The sequence below is a fragment of the Rhizobium sp. rho-13.1 genome (genome assembly GCF_007000305.1).
Classification (GTDB): Bacteria; Pseudomonadota; Alphaproteobacteria; order Rhizobiales; family Rhizobiaceae; genus Rhizobium; species Rhizobium rhododendri.
Map to the genome: position 1 here is coordinate 15,233 of NZ_SCFL01000016.1, position 22,811 is coordinate 38,043.

The following is a 22,811-nucleotide window of genomic DNA, read 5'->3' on the forward strand; positions in this document are numbered from 1 at the left end:
TGGACATGATCGCGGAAACAATTTCAGCTAGTCTTTATCTCTCCGTCCCGGAGATCATCCTTGCTATCGGCGCGCTGGTGCTGCTGATGGTCGGCGTGTTCGCAGGTGAACGCTCGGGGCGGCTGGTCACCGGACTTGCCATTCTGGTGCTCATCGCCGCAGCGCTGTGGATCTTGTTCGTCCAGGGCACCGGCTCAGCCTATGGCGGTGCCTACGTCGCCGATGGCTACGCGCGCTTCATGAAGATCACGGCCCTGGTGGGCTCTGGCGTCGCCATGTTCATGGTGATGGGCGAGGGCAGCGACGAGCAGCTCGACCGCTTCGAATATCCGGTCCTGCTGCTGCTGGCGACGCTGGGCATCGTCCTGATGATCTCGGCCCACGACCTGATTTCGCTCTACCTGTCGTTGGAACTGCAGTCGCTGGCACTTTACGTCGTCTGCGCCATCAATCGCGACAGCCTGCGCTCGACGGAAGCCGGCCTCAAATATTTCGTCCTCGGCGCCCTCTCGTCCGGCATGCTGCTCTACGGCATGTCTCTGGTCTACGGCTTCACCGGCCACACGACGTTCGATGGCATCGCCACGGCGCTGGCCGGCGGACGGTCGCTCGGTCTGGTGTTCGGCCTGGTCTTCGTGATCGCCGGTCTCGCCTTCAAGATCTCGGCCGTGCCGTTCCATATGTGGACGCCTGATGTGTACGAAGGTGCACCCACCGGCGTTACAGCCTTCCTCTCGGGCGCACCTAAGGTCGCCGCCATGGCGCTGCTTGTGCGTATCACCACCACCGCTTTCCACCCCGTCATCGGCGACTGGCAGCAGATCATCATCTTCGTCGCAATCGCCTCGATGCTGCTCGGTTCCTTTGCCGCTGTCGGCCAGCCAAACATCAAGCGGCTGATGGCCTATTCGTCGATCGCAAACATGGGTTATGCGCTGGTCGGCCTTGCCGCCGCAAATGCACACGGCGTGTCGAGCGTGATGATGTATATGCTGATATACATGATCATGACGCTTGGCGCCTTTGCCTGCATCATGGCCATGCGCCTGAAGGACGGAACACGCGTAGAGAAGGTCAGCGATCTCGCCGGCCTGTCGGTGACCAACCCTTTCATGGCATTTGTGCTGACGATCCAGATGTTTTCCATGGCCGGCATTCCGCCCATGGCTGGCTTCTTTGCCAAGTATTTCGTCTTCACGGCGGCCGTCGAAGCGAAGCTCTATGCCCTGTCGGTCATCGGCCTGATGGCCTCGGTCGTCGGTGCCTACTACTATCTGCGCGTCGTTCGTGTCATGTGGTTCGATAAGGCGACTGTCGAGTTTGCGAGGGTTCCCGGCACGCTGCGCATCGTCTTCGGCGCTTCATGCATCTTCGTGCTCGCCTATGCCTTCTTCGGCGGCGCGCTTGGAACGGCGGCAGACGTCGCGGCCACGACGCTGTTTTGACGGCGGCGGATACAGGACGTCGGCGGGAGGTCGACTATCGGCACGTGGCGCTTGGCGAGACTATCTCTACCAACAGCGAATGCCTGTCGCGGGCACGGGCCGGCGACAGCGGCAATCTCTGGGTCACGGCTTCACGGCAGACAGGTGGGCGCGGGCGTCGTGGCCGTGCCTGGGCGTCCGAGCCTGGCAATCTCTATTCTTCCCTTCTGCTCATAGATCTCGCGCCGATGGAGCGGATTGGGTCGCTTCCTCTGGCTGTTGCGGTTGCGGTCCAGGAGGCAGTGCGATCGGTGATGCCAGCCGGCGGTAACCCGGTCGAAGTCAAATGGCCGAACGATGTCCTGATCGGCCGCAAAAAGACCAGCGGCATCCTGATCGAGGGCGAGGCGCTGTCTGACGGCCGCTACGCACTTGTCATAGGCATCGGCATAAATGTTGCGGTCATGCCCGACAACCCGCTATACCCGGTGACTTCGCTTGCCGAGCAAGGTGCTGCAGTTTCACCGGAAGAGTTGTTTGCGCACCTCTATGCGGCGATGGCAGAGGCTTTGAAGGAATGGAACGGCGGCCACGGTGTGGCGGATACGGTGGCGCGTTGGCGAAGGGTCGCCTGCGGCATCGGTGAGAAGATAATGGTAAACCTGCCTGACCGGTCGATTTCCGGCCATTTCGCAGGGATAGATGATAGTGGCTTGCTCAAGCTCGATACCGGCGATGGCCGGCTGATGACGATCGCCGCAGGCGACGTCTTTTTCGGATAATGGATTAAAGAACAGAATGGCTAATCAAGACGAACTGGTGTTCCTGCCGCTGGGCGGCGTTGGCGAGATCGGTATGAATCTCGCGCTCTACGGCTACGGCCCCAAGGACCATCGTCAATGGATCATGGTCGATTGCGGCGTGACTTTCCCCGGTCCGGACCTGCCGGGCGTCGATCTCGTGCTGCCTGACATCCGTTTCCTCGCCAAGGAACGCAAGAACCTCAAGGCGATCATCATCACCCACGCCCACGAGGACCACTACGGCGCCCTCAACGATCTGTGGCCAGGCCTGAATGTCCCGGTATACGCCTCCGGGTTCACCGCCGGCCTGCTGGAAGCCAAGCGCAACTATGAGCGCAACACAATGGGCCAGATCCCGATAACGCCATTCAAGGCCGGCGACCGGGTAAATATCGGTCCGTTCGAAGTCGAGGCTATCGGCGTGAACCACTCCATTCCAGAGCCGATGTCGCTTGTCATCCGAACGCCTCTGGGCAATGTCGTCCACACCGGCGACTGGAAGATCGACCACGAGCCGTCGCTTGGACCTTTCACCGATGAAGCCCGCTTCCGCCAGGTTGGCGACGAGGGCGTTCTGGCGCTGCTCTGCGATTCTACCAACGCCATGCGCGACGGCGTTTCCCCTTCCGAAAAATCCGTGTCCGAAAGCCTCGGCAGGATCATCGCCAGCGCCGAAGGCCGGGTGGCGATCACCACCTTCTCCTCGAACGTCGGTCGTATCCGCACCGTCGCCCAGGCTGCGGAAGCAGCCGGACGCGAGATCCTGCTGCTTGGTTCGTCGCTGAAGCGCGTCGTCGAGGTTGCACGCGACAATGGCCTGATGGAGGGCATTAAGCCGTTCATCGCCGAAGACGAGTACGGCTACATCCCCCGCGACAAGGTCGTCATCATCCTGACCGGCAGTCAGGGCGAGCAGCGCGCGGCACTCGCCAAGCTCTCCCGCGACGAGATGCGCAACGTCGCGCTGTCGTCCGGCGACATCGTCGTGTTTTCGTCGCGCGCCATTCCCGGCAACGAAAAGGCCATTGGCGATATCAAGAACGGCCTCATCGAGCAAGGCATCCAGATCATCACCGACAACGATGCCCTCGTGCATGTCTCCGGCCATCCCCGCCGCAACGAATTGCAGCAGATGTACCAGTGGGTTCGCCCACAGGTGCTCGTGCCTGTGCACGGCGAGGCCGCCCATCTCGTCGCCCAGAAACTGCTCGGCGAGCAGTCCGGCATTCCGCTCGTGCCGAAGGTTCGCAACGGCGACATTCTGCGCCTGGCGCCAGGTCCCGTCGAAGTCATCGGCGAAGCGCCGCACGGCCGTATTTTCAAGGACGGCACGCTGATCGGCGACTACGATGAAATGGGCATCGGCGACCGCAAGAAGCTCTCCTTCGTTGGCCATGTCACCATCAACGTTCTGCTCGACAGCAAACTGGACATCGTCGGAGACCCCGACCTCGTTGCAATCGGCCTGCCGCAGTTCGACGTCGAGGGCGAAGAGATGGAGGACACGCTGTTCGACGCGGTCGTCAGCGCCATCGAAAGCATTCCGCGCGCTCGCCGCAAGGATATCGCCATGCTGCAGGAAGCGGTACGCCGCGCCGTTCGCTCGACAGCCAATGCCGTCTGGGGGAAGAAGCCGATCGTCACCGTCTTCATGAACAAGATCTGAGGCATCACACACGGAGGCAGCCATGCTCGGGCGGGTTAATCACATTGCCATTGCCGTTCCCGACCTGGCTGCCGCTGCTGCTGTCTACCGGGACACACTGGGGGCGGCAGTGTCTCAGCCGCAGGCGCTCGCCGACCACGGCGTGACAGTCGTCTTCGTGGAACTTCCCAATACCAAGATCGAATTGCTGGAGCCGCTCGGCACCGGCTCGCCGCTTTCGGCATTCCTTGCCCGAAATCCGGATGGCGGCATGCACCATGTCTGCTACGAGGTGGACGACATCATCGTGGCCCGCGACCGGATGCTTGCCGGCGGGGCGAGGGTGCTTGGCGACGGTCAGCCGAAGATAGGCGCCCATGGCAGGCCGGTGCTCTTTCTCCATCCAAAGGATTTCATGGGCACGCTGATCGAGCTCGAACAGATCTGACAAGAAGCATGCGGCAGTGCTTGGCGCCGCCCCGCGTTGCCCTTATAGTCGGAGCGGGAGAGTGTGCAGTCCGGTCTTGATTTCCGCTGGCTGCCATCTGTGGTGAGGAGCGCAGCATGATACAGCCTGTACTATCGGCAATGGCAGTCTATTTTGTAGTGTGGTGGATCACGCTCTTCGCCATTCTGCCAATCGGCCTCCGGACGCAGGAGGAAGATAACCATGTTGTGCTCGGCACCGTGGCAAGCGCCCCAACGAAATTCAGGGCTGCAAGGGTGGTGATGCTGACGACGCTGACATCCGGTATTCTCTACGGCACGTGGTATATCTGTTCCACCTATCTGGGCCTCAGCATCGACGCCATTCCGCAGATCGTTCCGCGCTTCGAATAGTGGAATTGGATGTGGCAGCGCTTTGCGCGCGATAATCGGCAAGGTTGCTGTCATCGCTGCAACCCATGCAGTGTGTCATACGCCCGTCATCTATCGGATGCATAGACCGCACTGCGGGAAGTCCGATCCGCCGCCTGGATGTTAATATTTCGGGCTTCGTGAAAGGCCAAAAAAAAACAAGGCCAGAAGCCTTGTTTTCAAAGTATCGCGTGATCCGTAACCGTTACCGGGGCTGCGACTAAGCGCGCCTAAGATCTAATCCTCCCAAGACTTGACCGCGAGATCGACAGGAATTTAATCATCCTGCCTCTTTTGTGAGCTGAAACTAGCCCAAGGAGGGGGCTTTGTCATCTGTTTTTTTGCATATTTGTTACACCTGCGCAAATTTTTTCTGTTGACAAGTTTTTGCTAAAGTCGTCAATCGTGCGTCATTTTGGCGCGGTGGGCCGAAAGGTGGGGATGGCGCATCCGGTCCCCCGATGCGCCGTGAAGGCGGGCAAATGCGGGTTTCTTTCCGTCCGCGAAGCAGCTATGAACGCCCCCAGCGTTAACTTTTTTGCGATTCCGCCAATAGCGGATTCGTACAACCTCTGGAATATGCGATGCGCCTGTCCCGATACTTCATGCCTATCCTCAAGGAAAATCCCAAGGAAGCGGAAATCGTCTCGCATCGACTGATGCTGCGCGCCGGCATGATCCGCCAGCAGAGCCAGGGCATCTACTCGTGGCTGCCGCTCGGCAAGCGTGTTCTCGACAAGGTCAACAACATCATTCGCGAGGAGCAAAACCGCTCCGGCGCCATCGAACTGTCGATGCCGACCCTACAGTCAGCCGAACTCTGGCAGGAAAGCGGACGTTACGAAGCGTACGGCAAGGAAATGCTGCGCATCAAGGACCGTCAGGACCGGCCAATGCTCTACGGCCCGACCAACGAGGAAATGATCACCGACATTTTCCGTTCGTCGGTCAAATCCTACAAGGATCTGCCCCTCAACCTCTATCACATCCAGCTGAAATTCCGCGATGAGATCCGTCCGCGCTTCGGCACCATGCGCTCGCGCGAGTTCATGATGAAGGACGCCTATTCCTTCGACCTGACCAAGGAGGGTGCCGAACATTCTTACAAGAAGATGTTCGCGGCCTACCTGCGGACGTTCGAGCGGCTTGGCCTGCGCGCCATCCCGATGCGTGCCGACACCGGCCCCATCGGCGGCGACCTTAGCCATGAGTTCATCATTCTGGCCGACACCGGCGAGTCGGAAGTCTTCAGCCACCGCGACTTTGTGAAATTCGACATCCCCGCCGAGGACACTGACTTCGACGATATCGCCGGCATCAACGCGATCTTCGAAAAGTGGACATCGGTCTACGCCGCCACTTCCGAAATGCACGACGAGGCGGCCTTCGACGCCATCCCCGATAGCGAGCGCCTGTCCGCACGCGGTATCGAAGTCGGCCACATCTTCTATTTCGGAACCAAATATTCCGAGCCGATGAACGCCAAGGTACAGGGTCCCGATGGCAAGGAGCACCTCGTTCACATGGGCTCCTACGGCATCGGACCGACACGTCTGGTGCCTGCCATCATCGAAGCGTCGCACGATGAAAACGGAATCATCTGGCCAGCATCCGTGTCCCCCTTCGATGCCATCATCATCAACATGAAGGCGGGTGACGAAGCCTGTGATTCTGCCTGCGAAAAGCTTTATTCGACGCTTACCAAGGCGGGTAGGGACATCCTCCTCGATGACCGCGACGAACGAGCCGGCACGAAATTCGCGACGGCAGACCTGATCGGCGTGCCGCTGCAGATCATCGTCGGTCCGCGCTCCGTTGCGTCGGGCGAGGTGGAGGTCAAGGATCGCAAGACCGGTGCGCGCGAGACCATGACCATGGACGCTGCAATCAACCGGCTTCTGGGCTGAGCGAAGGACGACAGGGTATGGCGGTAAGCGGCGCAGCAGTGGCCAAACAGGAAAAGACATCTGGCGCTCGCTCGCCGTCGCGTGCATTTTCTGCATTCGAACGGCTCGTTGCCTGGCGCTACCTGCGCGCCCGGCGCAAGGAAGCCTATATCTCGGTGATTGCGGGCTTTTCCTTCATTGGCATCATGCTCGGCGTCGCGACGCTGATCATCGTGATGGCGGTCATGAACGGTTTCCGCACCGAACTGATTTCGCGCATCCTCGGCCTTAACGGCCATGTCATCGTCCAGCCTATCGACACTCCGCTGAACGACTACGCGGCACTTGCCAAGAAGTTTGCGGCCGTTCCCGGCGTGACCATGGCCCTGCCGCTGGTGGAGGGCGAAACGCTCGCCTCCGGCCGGGGTGGCGTCGGCAGCGGTGCGTTGATCCGCGGTATTCGTGCCGAGGATCTTGAGAAGCTGAAGACCGTCTCCGGCAACATAAAGAGCGGCGACATGGTGGGCTTTGCCGCCGGCACCGGTGTGCTGATCGGCTCGCGCATGGCACAGCAGCTGGGGCTGGCCGCCGGCGACCAGATCACTCTCATTGCACCCGACGGCGACGTCACGCCATTCGGCGTCAACCCGCGCGTAAAATCCTACACCGTCTCCGGTATCTTCGAGATAGGCATGTCCGAATACGATTCCTCCATCGTCTTCATGCCGCTCGAAGAGGCGCAGCTCTATTTCAACTCGCCCGGCATCGTCCAATCCATCGAGATCTTCGTCAACAAGCCCGACGATGTCGACACCATCAAGCCTTTGATAGAGGCAGCAGCCGGCCGGCAGGTCTACCTCACTGACTGGCGCGCCCGCAACGAGACGTTCTTCTCGGCCCTCCAAGTCGAGCGCAACGTCATGTTCATGATCCTGACGATGATCGTGCTGGTCGCGGCACTGAACATCATCTCCGGCCTCATCATGCTGGTGAAGGACAAGGGCAGCGACATCGCCATCCTCAGGACGATGGGGGCGACATCCGGCTCCATCATGCGGATATTCTTCATGACCGGGGCAGCTATCGGCATCGTCGGCACTTTTGGTGGGGTCGCGCTCGGCGTCCTCGTTTGCATCAACATCGAATCCATCCGCAAATTTTTCTCTTGGGTTTCCGGCACCGTGCTGTTCGATCCGCAGCTGTATTTCCTGAGCAAGCTGCCGGCCGAGATGAACCTCAGCGAAACTGTCACTGTCGTCGTCATGGCGCTTGGCCTGTCGTTCCTCGCCACGATCTTCCCCGCCTGGCGTGCCTCGCGGCTCGACCCGGTCCAGGCGCTGCGCTATGAATAAGGATGCCAGCATTTCCATGAAATCCAACGTCGTGCTTCAGCTGACCGGCATCGATCGCCACTATGGTGAGGGCGAGACCATGCTCTCCATCCTGAAGGATGCAGATTTCGCGCTCCATCGCGGCGAAATCGTCGCGCTCGTTGCACCGTCCGGCACCGGCAAGTCGACGCTGCTGCACGTCGCCGGCCTGCTCGAGCAGCCCGATGCCGGCGATGTCACGATCAACGGCAATCCCTGCAACAACCTCACCGACGAGAAGCGCACGGCCATCCGTCGCAACGACATCGGCTTTGTCTACCAGTTCCACCACCTGCTGCCGGAGTTCTCGGCCATCGAGAATGTCATGATGCCGCAGATGATCGCCGGACTGACGCAGAAGGAAGCCCGGGCCAGGGCAAGCCAGCTTCTCGACTACATGCGCGTCGGCCATCGCGGCGAGCACCGCCCGGCCGAGCTCTCCGGCGGCGAACAGCAGCGAGTCGCCATCGCCCGTGCCGTCGCCAACGCGCCACTGGTGCTTCTCGCCGACGAACCCACCGGCAATCTCGACCCCGGCACCGCCCACTACGTCTTCGATGCCCTGGAGGCGCTGGTGCGCCAATCGGGACTGGCCGCGATGATTGCCACCCACAATCACGATCTGGCTGCCCGCATGGACCGTCGCGTTACAATCTCGGGCGGCAAGGTCGTCGAATTCTGATCGTCGTGCCGGTCAAGGCACGATGAGGCCGCCGCGATAGTCGAGTTCATAGGCCGCGCGACCGTCTACGATGATATGCTCGCGCCCGCTGAAATGGGTGCAATCACCGCTACTCTCGTCCGTGTAGCGACCGAAGTCATGGTCGAACTGCAACCCACCGAGGAACCGCTTCTCCTCGACATACAGATGCCGCAACGCTGCCTTGATGACGCAGCCCGCCTTCACAGCATCGATCGTGCCGGCTCGATGATCCTCCCGAAATAATTCATCGCCCAGACGGGATCGCCTGATAACCACACCACCTCCTGGCCGGCAAAATCGGAGCCTCCGAAATAGCTGTCGAGATAACGCCACCGACCGCGCTCGTAACCGGTGTCGTGAGACCCCGGACGACAGGAAGATAGTTTTACCGCATCCGCTACATAGGTCTGCGATTTCGCCACGACAATAAAGTCATTCAGCAGCGTCCGATCCATAACTGCTCCCCTGGATGCATTCCCAGGGTTGCATTTTCACGCGGCCATGTAAAGAACAAAATAAGAACAAAGGCATCTGGCTGCAGGCGCTGTAATTGTCCCGGCGCTCATTCATCGCGGATGCCACACGCGTCCATGGCAGTTTGATCCGCCCAGTCGGCAACTGCGACCGTCCTCGCGTCGACTTTGCGTTCCTTGCCACCGCTGCTGACCTTGCCGCTGAGCACATTATAGTCGCAGGTGCCGCTGTTGTCGGGATCCAGCGTGTCGTGATGGGTGTAAGTGAAGCCGGCAACGACGAACGTCGCGTTGCGATAGGCGATCGTCAGCGTCTGCTCCCAGCGGTCGCGTCCACCACCGCTGTTTTCCGAATGGACGGAGATCGAGCCGTTAGGCAGCGTCGATATGCCTGCGTCCCTGCCGAACATTCCGTCGAGACTGGTATTGCCGGATACCTTGTTCGGTGCTGCTGCGGCGAGATGAAGGAGAAGATGCTCCCTGTCGCGCACGTAGATGTAGATGCCGATGTCGTCGCCATCATCCTCAGGGGCAATCAGCAGGGCGAGGTCAGCATTGCCGTCCCTGTTCCAGTCGCCGATCGCAGCTCCGATGATCTTTTCCGGCGCGATATCGCCGGCAAACGCACTCGACACGCATAAGGCGGCACCGACCAGCGCCAAGGCCAAATTTTTCATGATCATCTCCTCCACGCACGCTCATAGCATGGCGTCGGTGTACGTCCCAGCCATAGGGAATAGCGTAGCAGCATTTGAATCAAGCTCGCTGAAATGCTGTTGACAGGTGAATATAAAGGGAACATATAAGGAACATAACAACACCGGAGAGGCCCAATGACCGATATTATTCGAGACGTCGCCGCTTTCGCCTCCATCGTCATGTTCGTCACCAGCCTGTCGATCATCGTCATGGCGATGTAAGTTTTCGGGTATGACGACCGCCACGTGGTCTTGCCGACCTGAGTTGTTCTGGACTTTGCTAACCGCTATGCCGACAATAGGACCGATTCATTCGGGCATGCGGAAGGGCTTATCATGGCAGAGGCAACTGACAGGCAGGGCGGACCCTCTGGATCGTCGCCGGAGTTCGTGCATCTGCGTGTGCATTCGGCATATTCGCTTCTAGAAGGCGCTTTGCCGCTGAAGAAGATCCTCGCCAAGGCTTCAAGCGACAGCCAGCCGGCTCTGGCGATCACCGATACCAACAACCTGTTCATCGCGCTCGAGTTCTCCCAGAAGGCGATGGACGAGGGTCTGCAGCCGATCATCGGCTGCCAGGTTTCGATCGACATGGAAGACAGTGTCGAGGGCGAGAAGCGCAACGGCCAGCAGGGGCTCGCCAAGCTGCCTGCCATCGTGCTTCTGGCGGCCAGCGACGCCGGCTACGAGCGCATGGTCGATCTCGTCAGTCGCGCCTATCTCGGCGGCGACAATAGTCAGGCCGTGCATGTCAAGGCGTCCTGGCTGGAGGAGATCGGTACCGACGGCCTGATCGCGCTGTCCGGCTCCGTTGGCGGGCCCGTCGATATCGAAATCAAGGAAGGCCATCCGCAGAAGGCGGTGGCGAGGCTGCTGCGCCTGAAGGCGCTTTTCGGCGACCGGCTCTATGTCGAGTTGCAGCGCCACGGCACCTATGATCGCCGCCACGAACAACGCATGATTGCACTCGCCTACGAGCACGAACTGCCGTTGGTCGCCACCAACGAGGCCTTCTTTCCGACCCGCGACGACTACGATGCCCATGATGCGCTGATGGCTGTCGCCCACAATGCGATCGTCTCGGACGACAGCCGGTTTCGCCTCACGCCGGACCACTATCTGAAAAGCCGCGCCGAAATGGCAAGGCTGTTTGCCGATCTGCCGGAGGCGCTGGCCAACACCGTCGAGATCGCCGAGCGCTGTGCTTTCGTGCTGCAGACCCGCAAGCCGATCCTGCCGCGCTTCACCGGCGCCAGCGATGATCCGAAGGAGGCTGAGCGCGCCGAGGCACTCGAATTGCGGGCGCAAGCTGTCGAGGGGCTCGACCTGCGGCTGGCGACGCTCGGCACGGCGCCGGGCTATGACGAACGGGTCTATCGCGACCGGCTGGAATTCGAACTCGGTGTTATCGAGCGCATGGGTTTTCCGGGCTACTTCCTGATCGTTGCCGACTTCATCAAGTGGGCGAAGAACGAGGATATCCCGGTCGGTCCCGGGCGCGGATCGGGTGCGGGCTCGCTGGTGGCCTATGCCCTGACCATCACCGACGTCGACCCTTTGCGTTTCTCGCTGCTGTTCGAACGCTTTCTCAATCCCGATCGTGTGTCGATGCCAGACTTCGACATCGACTTCTGCCAGGACCGGCGCGAAGAAGTCATCCGCTACGTCCAGAAGAAATACGGCCGCGAGCAGGTGGCGCAGATCATCACCTTCGGATCCCTGCAGGCCCGCGCTGCCCTGCGCGACGTCGGCCGCGTGCTGGAAATGCCCTATGGCCAGGTCGACAAGATCTCGAAGCTGGTGCCGAACAACCCGGCCAATCCGGTGACGCTCGCACAGGCGATCAAGGACGAGCCGCGATTTCAGGAGGAGGCCGAGAAGGAGCCGGTGGTCGCCCGCCTGCTTGACATCGCGCAGAAGCTGGAGGGTCTTTATCGCCACGCCTCGACCCATGCCGCCGGTATCGTCATCGGCGACCGGCCGCTGTCGAAGCTGGTGCCGATGTACCGCGATCCGCGCTCCGACATGCCGGTCACCCAGTTCAACATGAAGTGGGTCGAACAGGCGGGCCTCGTCAAGTTCGACTTTCTCGGCCTCAAGACCCTGACGGTGCTGAAGACGGCAGTCGATTTTGTGAAGCTACGCGGCATCTCGGTCGACCTCGCCACCATTCCGCTTGATGACGCGGTAACCTACGAGAAGCTGGCGCGCGGCGAAACGGTCGGCATCTTCCAGGTGGAAAGCCAGGGGATGCGCAAGGCGCTGCTCGGCATGCGGCCGGACTGCATCGAGGACATCATCGCACTGGTGGCGCTTTATCGTCCCGGCCCGATGGAAAATATCCCGACCTACAATGCCCGCAAGCACGGCGAGGAGGAGATCGAGTCGATCCACCCGATGATCGATCACCTTGTCAAGGAAACGCAGGGCGTCATCGTCTACCAGGAACAGGTGATGCAGATCGCCCAGGTCCTGTCAGGCTATTCGCTTGGCGAGGCGGATCTTTTGCGCCGCGCCATGGGCAAGAAGATCAAGGCGGAGATGGACCAGCAGCGCGTTCGCTTCGTCGAAGGTTCGATGAAGAACGGCGTCTCGAAGGTGCAGTCCGACAACATCTTCGAACTCTTGGCCAAATTCGCCAATTACGGCTTCAACAAGTCGCATGCCGCCGCCTACGCCATCGTCTCCTACCAAACGGCCTATATGAAGGCCCATTACCCGGTCGAGTTCCTCGCCGCGTCGATGACGCTGGATATGGCCAACACTGAAAAGGTCAACGATTTCCGCCAGGATGCCAAGCGCCTCGGCATCGAGGTCGTGGCGCCGTCGGTACAGACTTCTTTCCGCCATTTCCAGACCGGCGACCGAACGATCTTTTATTCGCTGGCTGCCATCAAGGGCGTTGGCGATGCCGCCGTCGAGCACATCGTCGAGGTGCGTGGCGACAAGCCTTTCGCTAGCATCGAGGATTTCTGCCTGCGCATCGACCCGAAACAAGTCAATCGCCGTGTCCTCGAAAGCCTGCTCTATGCCGGCGCCTTTGATTGCTTCGGCATCGACCGGGCCCAGCTTCTGGCGGGCATGGAACGGCTGATCGGCTATGCCCAGCTTGCACAGGAAAACCGCCGCAGCGGCCAGCATGACATGTTCGGCTCGGGCTCCGCCTCCGGCCCGGAAAAGATTTCCTTCCCGGCCTTCACGCCGTGGCTTGCGTCCGAACGGCTGCTGAAGGAGTTCCAGGTACTCGGCTTCTATCTCACGGCCCATCCGCTCGATGCCTATAGCGGCGTGCTCGACAAGTTACGGGTGCAGAGCTTTGCGGACTTCTCTGCCGGCATCAAGCACGGCGCCGGCAATGCGCGGCTGGCCGGCACCGTCATCGCCAAGCAGGAGCGCAAGACGCGCACCGGCAACAAGATGGGGATCTACACATTCTCGGATGCCACCGGGCAGTTCGAGGCTGTCATGTTTTCCGAACTGCTGGCCCAGTACCGCGAAATCCTTGAGGTGGGCAAATCCTTCGTGCTGACCGCCGCCGCCGAGGAGAGGCCGGAAGGTATCAGCCTGCGGCTGAATTCCGTGCAGTCGCTGGAGGAAAAATCGCTGCAGATGCAGAAGGCCATGCGCGTCTTCGTGCGTGATTCAGGCCCGCTGAAGATGGTCGCCGCTCATCTCAACGCCAGGGGCGACGGCTTGGTATCCTTCATCGTCATCAAGGAAGACGGCAAGCGAGAGGTCGAAGTCGCACTGCCCAACAAGTATCGCATCTCCCCCGAAATCGCCGCCGCGATGCGCTCCGCACCGGGGGTGATCGACGTCGAACTGGTTTGATAGGTTACCCCTTCGTAGCCAGCCCGCCATGCCGCGTGATAGTGATGAAGTCGGTGCCTTCGCCGGTCTCCGGGCCGACGCCGGTGTCCGATATGGTCAGCGACGATCCCGTTGTCAGCAGGCCCTCGATCTTTTGCCTGACGTCGTCGGGGATCGAGATGCGGTCGAGTGCCCGGTCGGCGGCATCCAAGGCTTCCGATTGTTTCTCGCTGGTAATGCCGAAGCGCTTTTTCGTATCCCTGGACAGGTCGCCCTCAAGCGTCATGCCGTACCACTGCGCCTGGCCAATGGCGCGTTCCACGTCGTGGGCGGTAAAGAAATGCGTTCCGAGAGCTTCCTGTGGCTCCGCAATGGTTGCCGACGCCTCGAGCACCGGCTTGAAGCCCTGGCGGACCATGATGGCACCGTTCGGTGGTTCGCCCTTGCCGGCGGCGGCATAGACGGCCTTCATCAGTTCCGGCCCGATCAGCCCGCCTGTTGCGGGGAGACCATGGGCACTCCGAAAATCGCGGATAGCCCGGACGGTGGCAGGGCCGAGATAGCCGTCAGGAAGGCCTGCATCGAAGCCGAGCGTGGATAGAAGTTGCTGCAGGTCGCGGACGTTTTCGCGCAAGCCCCGTCGGGTGATCAAGATGCTCAGCGGCGCCTCGTTGCGCGGGGCAGTGAGTGCCGGCGGCGGTGGCAGCGCGGCAGTGTCGTTCATGGCTACTTCCACCGGCTCGGCGCGCAACAGAAAGCCTGACGTCGTCGGACGCAGAGACAGCTCGGAAAACATCGGGCCACTGACCGTCGGGGCCAGCGGATGAAACAGCGTCGCATGCTCGATCGGCTGGGGTACGACGGCGGCGTCATTGATGACAACGTGCACGCCGGGCTGCGTCATTGCGTAGAGCTTCTTGGCGAAGGCTTTTGGCATGCGGACGCAGCCGTGAGAGGCCGGATAGTTCGGCACAGAGCTGGATTCGTGGAGCGCGATGCCCGACCACGTCAGCCTTTGCATGAACGGCATCGGCGAATTCGAATAGATGTTTGAGCGGTGGTAGACCTCCTTTTCCAGGACCGAAAAGATGCCCGATGGCGTCGAATGGCCGGATTTTCCAGTCGATACTTTCGAGGTCGCGACCACGGTGTCGCCGTCATAGACCGATAACTGCTGCCGGTTCGTCGACACGACGATCTGAAGCACCCGGGCATCGGCCGCCTCGGCCGGATGGGTCACTGCGGTAGCCGAAAGCAAGCCGATACCAAGAACCAGACGCGTAAACATGATGTCCACCAAAAACGCAATACTCGTGACTATGACCATAGCAAGGGAAGTTTAAGGAAGACTTGAGACCGCATCGAATGCAAGTTAAGATTGTGTCGAGCGGGGATACCACTTTCATAACGGTTTAATAATAAACCTCTTGGCAACAACTCAAGAGATTGGTATTGCATCGAAAAAGCGGTATAGGTTGCTGTATGTTTCTGTCATGCGATGCACTTATACGTCTGCATGAATGACAGTTTATCGTAAATACTAATGAACCTTAAGGTAGATTAAATGTCGTCTACCGCCGTATATTCGGAAGGTGTCTCGGTATTAAGCCTCAGTGAGTTAGCCAGTTTGGAATATCTATGTCTGATAGTGATGTCGAAATGAAAATGCCGCACCAAGAGACTGCGTCGCGGATAGAAACTGTTGCTGTTATAATACCCTATTATAATGGTTCGAAATATATTCGTAGGTCGGCCGAGAGTGTGTTGGCGCAGACCGTTCCTGCGACAGAATTTGTAGTCGTCGATGACGGATCTTCACCAGAGGAAGCCGCCTTGCTTGACGAAATAGCCCAGTCCATGGGCTTTCGTGTCTTGAGAAAAGAGAATGGCGGCCAGGGGACTGCAAGAAACTACGGTGTTGCACATACGTCTTCGAGGTTCATCTGCTTTCTCGATCAGGATGACTTCTACCTGAAAACGCATATAGCAACGCTCCTCGACGCAGTTCCTCTTGACGATCCGCATTTTGGTTGGGTTTATGGCGACCTGATGGAGGCGGATGGCGAGGGCAATATAGTGCGCTCGGACATGGTCAAGCAGCATGCGTTGCACCCTAAGCGGTTCATCAATGACCTGCTTGCGAACGACATGTTTGTACTGCCGTCAGCGTCGTTGATCGAGCGCACAGCTTTCGAGGCAGTCGGCGGCTTCGATCCGCAATTTACCGGCTACGAAGATGACGACCTTTTCCTGCGTATCTTCCGTCGCGGGTATACGAATTACTTTGTCGATAAAGCCGTCACCGTCTGGTGCATCAACAGTGAGAGCACGTCGTACAGCATCAAGATGAGCCGAAGCCGGCTTCGCTATGTGAAAAAGCTCTGCTCGCAGTTTCCCGATGATGTCGACAAGAGGCGCAACTATGTGAGGGACCTCATCGCGCCGCGTTTTACGCATATGATAATTTCGGATGCCTTTACGGCCGTGGCATTTTCCAAGACGCCGCAACAGAAAAAGATGGCGGCTTACAAGGACGAACTGGTCGAAATCATGAATGGTTATGTAGAAACCATATTCGGATGTACGAAGCTGAGTATCAAAAATCGTATTGCGATATATGTGCAGTCAAAGATCATCAATCTGAAGTCGAAAAATCTTTCGTTGGCGGCGTTGTATCTTTTCCGGACGTCTAGACGGGCGAGAAATTTCATTCGGTGAAAATTGAGTGTGTCCACATCAGGCCTATCTCTATTTGCCACCAAGGCTCCCGACCATGTCTTTCGTGACCTCGACGATAAGGGATCTTAGCCAGCGGTGAGCCGGGTCTTGGCGATAGCGCACGTGCCAGGCCATTTCGACGGGAAATGTGCCGAGGTCCACGGGCGCAGGCAGGACCCGCAATCGCGGGTCCGCAGCAAGGTGGCGGCAAATAAGGCCGGGCAGGGTGGCGCAGTAGTCCGTCACGGCGATCATCTCCGGCACGGCCAGAAAGTGGGTGACGGACACAGCGACCTCGCGGTTCAAGCCCTTCTGTCCAAGCGCCTGGAAAAGACCGGCCCGCAGCCGTCCAGGCGGGATGACGTTGACATGCTTGAGGGTCTCGTACTGTTCCCGTGAAATACCGTCGCGGATGTCGGGATGTCCGGCTCTCACCACGCAGGCCAGCCCGTCGTCCATCAGGTGCTGGACGACCAGATTATCCGGCGGATCTACGATCCGGCCCATCACCATATCGGTCGCACCGGATACCGCGCCGGCTTCCGTGGCATCGTTGTTGAAGGGTATGAGACGCAGCCTGATGCCGGGCGCGCGTTCGCGTAGTTTCGAAACGATCGAGGGCATCAGGACAAATTCGACATAGCTGTTCGGTGCGATAGTGAAGAGCCGCTCGGCGTGCCACGGATCGAAATCCTGTTGCCCGACGATTGCCTCGTCGATCTTGGCGAGAGCATCGATGATCACAGGGGCTAGCTCTTCTGCCATCTGCGTCGGCCTCATGCCATAGCGCTCCCGGATAAACAGCGGGTCGCGCAGTGTCTCTCGCAGTCGGTTCAGGGCGTTCGACAAGGCCGGCTGGGTTATGCCCAACCGCTCGGCTGCACGGGTGACATTGCGCTCCTCCATCATGACGATGAAGACCGGTAGCAGATTGAGATCATACTTCATCCAGTCATCATCTTTCATGAATATCTGAAATACAACTAATAAATTTCCGAAATTCCTCGCCGAGGCGCATAGTCACCTCATCGGAAACGATGGCCGCGCCGCAAGCGGTTCGTCGGTACCGGAAGGAGGGCGTGGCGTGGTGCCGGGCCCGATTTCAAAACCCTCGATGGGATCTATAAAATGAAAATTCTGATGGTTCTGACCTCGCATGACGAACTCGGCAACACTGGCCGCAAGACCGGTTTCTGGCTCGAGGAGTTCGCCGCTCCCTATTATGCTTTCCTTCAGGCAGGCGCTGAGATCACCGTTGCTTCGCCGGCTGGCGGCCAGCCGCCTCTCGATCCGAAAAGCGACGAGGAGGGCTCCCAGACGGAGCAGACCCGCCGTTTCCATAACGACCAGAAGGCCCAGGCGGTTCTCGCCTCCACCGTCAAGCTTGGCTCCGTTTCGCACGAAGACTTTGACGGCGTCTTTTATCCCGGCGGCCATGGCCCCCTGTGGGATCTTGCCGAAGACAAGACCTCGATCGCGCTGATCGAAAGCACTTATCGGGCGGGCAAGCCGGTTGCCCTCGTCTGCCACGCGCCGGGTGTCCTGCGCCATGTGAAGGCTGCGGACGGAACACCGCTGGTGAGCGGCAAGAAGGTCACGGGCTTCAAGAACTCGGAAGAAGATGGCGTCGGCCTCACGGATGTCGTGCCTTTCCTGGTCGAGGATATGTTGAAGCAGAACGGCGGCGTCTATTCCAGCGGCGATGACTGGGCGTCCTACACGATCAAGGACGGTCTCCTGATCACCGGCCAGAATCCAGGCTCTTCCGTTGAGACGGCAGGCATCCTTGTCGCAGCACTGACCACCGCCAAGGCTGTGTAAGCACGGTTAACAGCTTTTCTCGCAGATATTTTTCGAACAATGGCCAGGCCGTCAAGCCTGGCCATTTTTATGGGGCCATGAGAGTTGCGGCAGGTGTGTCGTCTCCGAATTTGGCTCGGCTGACCGCTTCGGTCGCCTTCACTTTTCGGATGCCGGTTCGTTTTCCCATTGAGATTGGGCCCGTGAACTGCTGGTATGCCATTCATTAGTCCAGAGTTTTCGCTTTCCGATGATCACCGGAGCGGCTTATGTCGATTTCAAATGCGATCTATCGTCCCTTCGAAACCTTGATCCGGCCGCTCGATATCCCTTATCGGCCATTACCCACCAAAGGCCCCATCGCAGTTCTGCTCCACCTGATTAAGATGTTCCGCGGCGTGCTGATTGCCATGGCGCTGTGTTCGATGGTGGTCGAGGCGATCAACCTTACGATCATCTGGGGGCTCTCTGTGATTGTCGATGGCATCACCACACAGGGCGTCGCGAGCTTTGTCGATAGCAGGTCAGAACTGCTGGTCTTGCTTGCCCTCATGATCTTCCCGGTCATGCCGATATTTTTCTACGTCACCAACATCCTGAATTCCCACACCGTCGGCATCAGCCTGCCCATCGCCATCCAGTGGCAGGGGCACATGGCGGTGGAGCGGCAGGACCTTGCCTTCTTCCATGACCTGTTTGCAGGCCAGGTGGCGTCGCGGCTCAATCAGGTTGCCTATGCCGTTCAGCAACAGATGCTGATTACCTTCCAGACAGCACCGCGCTTCATGTTGCAGATTGTCGGCTCCGTATTCCTGCTGCTGACATTGTCGTGGCAACTGGCGCTTCCCGTCATCGTCTGGATTGCGCTGAACATTGCCTTCACCATCAAGGTCGTCCCCGATTTCACGGAGCGTGCCCGTCGCTCCGCCAAGCAGAACAGCCTTATCTCCGGTGCGCTGACAGACCTCTACAGCAATATCCAGATGGTCAAGCAGTTTGCCGCCGAAGACAGCGAGGCGGGCACGCTGAGGAAGATCATGTCCGAGGCGGTGCGTACACTCCATCATGAGCAGCGTATCTACCGGACGACCGAACTGGTCGTCATCAGCTTCAATATGCTGCTCTGGCTGGTGATGCTGGGGATCGGGTTTGTCGGGCTCTACGACCGCTTTGTCACCGTCGGCGATTTCGTGGCGACGGTCTATATCCTGCAGCGTCTGTCGGCGGGATCCTTCACCTTCCTGCAGATGGGCCAGCAAATCTTCAAGGCGCTCGGCACCATCAAGGACGCGATGCCTGTGATGACGACGCCGCCGACGATTACCGATATGCCCGGTGCGAAGAAACTCTCTGTGTCGCATGGGGAGATCCGCTTCGAGGGCGTCGCCTTCTCCTATGCATCCGGCAGGGCCATCATCACCGATCTCTCGCTGACGATAAGACCCGGCGAAAAGATCGGGCTTGTCGGCCTCTCCGGCGCCGGCAAGACGACGTTGGTGAACCTGCTGCTTCGATTTTATGATATCACTGCCGGCACGATCCGCATCGATGGCCAGGATATCCGGGAGGTCACCCAGGCGAGCCTGCGCAAGGGGATCGGCGTCATCGCCCAGGATGTAGCGCTCCTCCACCGCTCGGTTGCCGACAATATCCGCTACGGTCGCCCCGACGCGGATCAAGCGGAGATCGAGGCAGCAGCACAGGCTGCACGGGCCAACGATTTCATTGCCGAGCTTGCCGATGGCGAGGGGCGCAAGGGATTGGATGCCTTCGTCGGAGATCGCGGCATCAAGCTCTCCGGCGGCCAGCGCCAGCGGATTGCGATTGCACGCGTCATTCTGAAGGATGCGCCGATCCTGGTGCTCGACGAGGCGACCTCCGCCCTGGACAGCGAGTCGGAGGCGGCCATCGAGGAAAGGCTGAGCGCAGTGATGGAAGGGAAAACGGTGATTGCCATCGCCCATCGACTGTCGACAATTGCAAGAATGGACAGGATCGTGGTGCTCGATCAGGGAAGGATCGTCGAGGAGGGCACGCCGGATGCGTTGATCGAACAGGACGGTCTGTTTGCTCGTCTGTGGAAACGCCAGACAGGTGGCTTTATGCCGGAGGAGATCGGCTAGAGAATTGCATGCATCGCAGTTTTGCTGGGCGGCTCTGGCAGCATCAGTGAAGGGGGCACCTGTTCAGGCCTTCAAGACCGCTCCCGCTTGCCGGCGCCAAACGTGTACCCCGTTTCCACCGACGCATCCCCGAACTTGGCCCTGAGCTTGTCCATCGCTGCCTCGGCTGCAGCCCGGCGGGCGGCGGGTTCGTCCACCAGATCTGGCGGATCGGCGCGGCCGGCGTCGCAGAGGTCGCCGACCCCGATGCCGAGAAGGCGGAATTTCGTGCCGTCGGTCTCGGCCTCCAGCAGCCTGAGCCCGGTCCGGAAAATCCGGTCGGCCAGTTGTGTCGGGTCTTCGAGCTTGCGGTTGCGGGTGCGGCTCTTGAAGTCCGCCGTCTTCAGCTTCAGCACCACGGTATGGCCGGCGATGTCGCCCTTCTTCAGGCGTCTCGACACTTTTTCGGAGAGGTTGCGCAGAACAGGCACTAGGTCGTCATATCGGGAGATATCTTCGAAAAAGGTCGTCTCCGCAGACACGCTCTTGGCCGGGTCGTTCAGATGCACCTCGCGATCGTCTATGCCGCGCGCCAGCCGGAACAGCCGCTGCCCCATGACGCCGTAGCGGCGCATCAAGGCTCCTTCGTCCATTGCCTGCAACTGGCCGATGGTGCGGATGCCGTCGCCCTCCAGCGTCGCGGCAAACGCCTTGCCGACACCCCAGATGGTGGTGACGGGACGTGGCGCCAGGAACTCGACTGCCTCCTGTCGGCCAATGATCGAAAAGCCGCGTGGTTTATTGAGGTCGGAGGCGACCTTGGCGAGGAATTTGCAGTAGGACAGGCCGACCGACACCGTGATGCCGATCTCGGACTGCACCCGCCTGGCAAACTTCGCCAGGATACGGGCAGGGCGATCCTGGTGCAGAAGCTGCGTGCCGGCAAGTTCGAGAAAGGCCTCATCGATGGAAAGCGGCTGCACCAGAGGCGTCAGTTCCTCCATCATCGCCCTGACCTCGCGCCCGACCCGGACATATTTCTCCATGTCCGGGCGAATGACGACCGCGTTGGGACAGGCCTCGAGCGCTTTGTACATCGGCATGGCCGAACGAACGCCGTGAATGCGGGCGACGTAGCAGCAGGTCGAGACGACGCCGCGCTTGCCGCCGCCGATGATCACAGGCTTGTCTGCAAGCTCCGGATTGTCGCGCTTTTCGACCGACGCGTAGAAGGCGTCGCAGTCGATATGCGCGAGCGTCAGGTCGTTGAGTTCGCGGTGGTAGACAAGCCTTGGACTGCCGCACGCACGGCAACGCTTCACGACCGCCGGCTGTTCGCTCAGGCAATCGCGGCAGAAGCCGGGCGTGGTATCAGGCAAGTTGGTCATGATGAGAACAAATGGTGAACATCATCACTCTATGCATTATGGTCTAGCCACTCAAGGATGAAAATCGGCGCAAGAGGTGGAGCATGTATAAGTGCCTGCAGTCCAGGACCTCAAAGCCCGATATGCGCCCGGATCAACATGTCCGCCGCAGACCAGTCCTCGACGCTGACGATCCCGGGCGAGGGCACTGGAAGGAACGGCCGGAAATCGGCATTGGCCATGAGGTTGACCAGCAGGCAATCCGGCACGGCCTGTCCGACGGAGAGCAGATTTCTCTCGATGTCGTCCAGAAACACAACCGGCTGCGGCCTGTCGCCATGCAGCTGCGCGAGCACCGGCCCCTTTGGCTGCTCGGTAGCGATCATCGGGAAATGAAGCCCGAACCTGTCGAGCACGGCGCGGCGGGTTTGCTGGTGGCGCGGCGGCATGGCCGTCAGGAAGACGATATCGGCATCTCCGGCAAGGCCGGTGAGCGTTTCGACGACGCGCTCGGCCGGCGTCTGCCACTGGTCCTGCGTCAGGAAGAAATCCTCGAGGAAGGCCGAAACGGTTTCGTCGTCCGGCACCGTCCCATCCTGGTTCGAGACGACGTTGCCGTGAATACGGAAGGAGCGCGCCAGAAGGTCGTGATCCCTGGCGCGCAAAAAGCGGGTGAACGGCGTCAGAAACTCCAGAACAACCTCGTCGATGTCGCAAACCACGAGAGGTCTGTCCCGAAGCGGCACATGTCCTATGTCAGTTGTCTCGTCCAAGATCAGTATTCCCCCGAGCCGAGGCCTGGAGCTGAGAAGTGTGCGGAAGCCGCCATGACCGCCTCCGGCGCAGTGCCTGTCGCCGCACAGAAGGCCATAAGCGATGGCTCGTGGTTCATCAGGAAATCCAGGAGACCGCCGAGAAAGCTTGGCTCGTTGACAGCATTGCGCAACTGGGCGGCCTCCATTCCGGTCAGTGCCAGGAAGCGGCCGAACATATCCGGCTCGTTCGCCAGCCATCCGAGTACAGCGATAGCGATTTCCTGCGGATCTGCGTCAGATCCTTTCGGCTTCTTGAAGTTGCTTTGCATTTCGCGGGGCAAATTACCTTTTTCTCAACCAAATGCCGCTAGCGTCACCCTAACGGATTTATCGAATCGG

General features: G+C 59.7%; 18 protein-coding genes and 1 pseudogene. 12 read left to right on the top strand and 7 right to left on the bottom strand.

All coding sequences use genetic code 11. The features are described 5' to 3' along the window. Positions 1–5 precede the first annotated feature (5 nt). The 8 genes from nuoN (at position 6) to EQW76_RS24020 (ending at position 8,668) form a co-directional block, all read left to right on the top strand. Positions 6–1,445, top strand: coding sequence for an NADH-quinone oxidoreductase subunit NuoN (gene nuoN / locus EQW76_RS23985; RefSeq protein ID WP_142829044.1), 1,440 nt, complete (start codon positions 6–8; stop codon positions 1,443–1,445). Beyond that, complete coding sequence (locus EQW76_RS23990; protein WP_224128257.1) at positions 1,442–2,206, top strand: biotin--[acetyl-CoA-carboxylase] ligase; 765 nt, start codon at positions 1,442–1,444, stop codon at positions 2,204–2,206. Before nuoN ends, EQW76_RS23990 begins: the two co-directional genes overlap by 4 nt. Before the next feature lie 16 nt (positions 2,207–2,222). Beyond that, positions 2,223–3,893, top strand: a complete 1,671-nt coding sequence (locus EQW76_RS23995; protein ID WP_111220587.1) for a ribonuclease J — start codon at positions 2,223–2,225, stop codon at positions 3,891–3,893. Positions 3,894–3,915: 22 nt separating this feature from the next. Further along, positions 3,916–4,320, top strand: coding sequence for a methylmalonyl-CoA epimerase (gene mce / locus EQW76_RS24000; RefSeq protein WP_143123311.1), 405 nt, complete (start codon positions 3,916–3,918; stop codon positions 4,318–4,320). A gap of 116 nt (positions 4,321–4,436) precedes the next feature. After that, positions 4,437–4,712 (top strand): DUF1467 family protein, encoded by a 276-nt coding sequence (locus EQW76_RS24005; RefSeq protein WP_111220589.1) that lies wholly within the window; start codon positions 4,437–4,439, stop codon positions 4,710–4,712. A 602-nt stretch (positions 4,713–5,314) separates the two neighbouring features. Beyond that, positions 5,315–6,637 (top strand): proline--tRNA ligase, encoded by a 1,323-nt coding sequence (gene proS / locus EQW76_RS24010; protein ID WP_142829039.1) that lies wholly within the window; start codon positions 5,315–5,317, stop codon positions 6,635–6,637. Between the two features lie 17 nt (positions 6,638–6,654). After that, positions 6,655–7,968, top strand: a complete 1,314-nt coding sequence (locus tag EQW76_RS24015) for a lipoprotein-releasing ABC transporter permease subunit (RefSeq protein WP_142829037.1) — start codon at positions 6,655–6,657, stop codon at positions 7,966–7,968. A gap of 16 nt (positions 7,969–7,984) precedes the next feature. Next, entirely contained in the window at positions 7,985–8,668 is a 684-nt protein-coding gene (locus tag EQW76_RS24020; RefSeq protein WP_142829072.1) for an ABC transporter ATP-binding protein, read from the top strand. Between the two features lie 12 nt (positions 8,669–8,680). Here the strand turns inward: EQW76_RS24020 and EQW76_RS24025 are convergent. Together EQW76_RS24025 and EQW76_RS24030 are read right to left on the bottom strand one after the other, a co-directional pair. After that, positions 8,681–9,144, bottom strand: a pseudogene (locus EQW76_RS24025) (DUF5680 domain-containing protein). Positions 9,145–9,251: 107 nt separating this feature from the next. Further along, positions 9,252–9,839 carry a hypothetical protein gene (locus EQW76_RS24030; protein WP_202617109.1) on the bottom strand — a complete coding sequence of 196 codons (588 nt, stop codon included), beginning with the start codon at positions 9,837–9,839 and terminating at the stop codon, positions 9,252–9,254. Between the two features lie 357 nt (positions 9,840–10,196). Between EQW76_RS24030 and dnaE the strand changes: the two genes are divergently transcribed. After that, the gene (gene dnaE, locus EQW76_RS24035) at positions 10,197–13,691 is read left to right on the top strand and encodes a DNA polymerase III subunit alpha (protein WP_142829035.1); all 3,495 of its coding nucleotides are present in this window, start codon (positions 10,197–10,199) and stop codon (positions 13,689–13,691) included. A gap of 4 nt (positions 13,692–13,695) precedes the next feature. Here dnaE and EQW76_RS24040 read toward each other — a convergent pair whose 3' ends face one another. Further along, positions 13,696–14,958, bottom strand: a complete 1,263-nt coding sequence (locus EQW76_RS24040; RefSeq protein WP_142829033.1) for a L,D-transpeptidase family protein — start codon at positions 14,956–14,958, stop codon at positions 13,696–13,698. 350 nt (positions 14,959–15,308) lie between these two features. Between EQW76_RS24040 and EQW76_RS24045 the strand changes: the two genes are divergently transcribed. Further along, positions 15,309–16,388 (top strand): glycosyltransferase family A protein, encoded by a 1,080-nt coding sequence (locus tag EQW76_RS24045; protein ID WP_202617108.1) that lies wholly within the window; start codon positions 15,309–15,311, stop codon positions 16,386–16,388. Positions 16,389–16,418: 30 nt separating this feature from the next. Here EQW76_RS24045 and EQW76_RS24050 read toward each other — a convergent pair whose 3' ends face one another. Further along, positions 16,419–17,336 (bottom strand): LysR substrate-binding domain-containing protein, encoded by a 918-nt coding sequence (locus EQW76_RS24050; RefSeq protein ID WP_142829066.1) that lies wholly within the window; start codon positions 17,334–17,336, stop codon positions 16,419–16,421. 180 nt (positions 17,337–17,516) lie between these two features. Here EQW76_RS24050 and EQW76_RS24055 point away from each other — a divergent pair, with 180 nt between their 5' ends. Together EQW76_RS24055 and EQW76_RS24060 are read left to right on the top strand one after the other, a co-directional pair. Then, positions 17,517–18,209: a type 1 glutamine amidotransferase domain-containing protein gene (locus tag EQW76_RS24055; protein ID WP_142829031.1), complete on the top strand. Its 693-nt coding sequence runs from the start codon at positions 17,517–17,519 to the stop codon at positions 18,207–18,209. Between the two features lie 248 nt (positions 18,210–18,457). Further along, positions 18,458–20,311 carry an ABC transporter ATP-binding protein gene (locus EQW76_RS24060; RefSeq protein ID WP_142829029.1) on the top strand — a complete coding sequence of 618 codons (1,854 nt, stop codon included), beginning with the start codon at positions 18,458–18,460 and terminating at the stop codon, positions 20,309–20,311. A 71-nt stretch (positions 20,312–20,382) separates the two neighbouring features. On the opposite strand, the gene EQW76_RS24065 is transcribed toward EQW76_RS24060, so the two are convergent. From EQW76_RS24065 to EQW76_RS24075, 3 genes are all read right to left on the bottom strand, one after another. Further along, complete coding sequence (locus tag EQW76_RS24065; RefSeq protein ID WP_142829027.1) at positions 20,383–21,678, bottom strand: DNA polymerase IV; 1,296 nt, start codon at positions 21,676–21,678, stop codon at positions 20,383–20,385. A 110-nt stretch (positions 21,679–21,788) separates the two neighbouring features. Continuing rightward, positions 21,789–22,430, bottom strand: coding sequence for a hypothetical protein (locus EQW76_RS24070; RefSeq protein WP_142829025.1), 642 nt, complete (start codon positions 22,428–22,430; stop codon positions 21,789–21,791). A 2-nt stretch (positions 22,431–22,432) separates the two neighbouring features. Next, entirely contained in the window at positions 22,433–22,741 is a 309-nt protein-coding gene (locus EQW76_RS24075) for a DUF3572 domain-containing protein (protein WP_142829023.1), read from the bottom strand. Positions 22,742–22,811 lie beyond the last annotated feature (70 nt).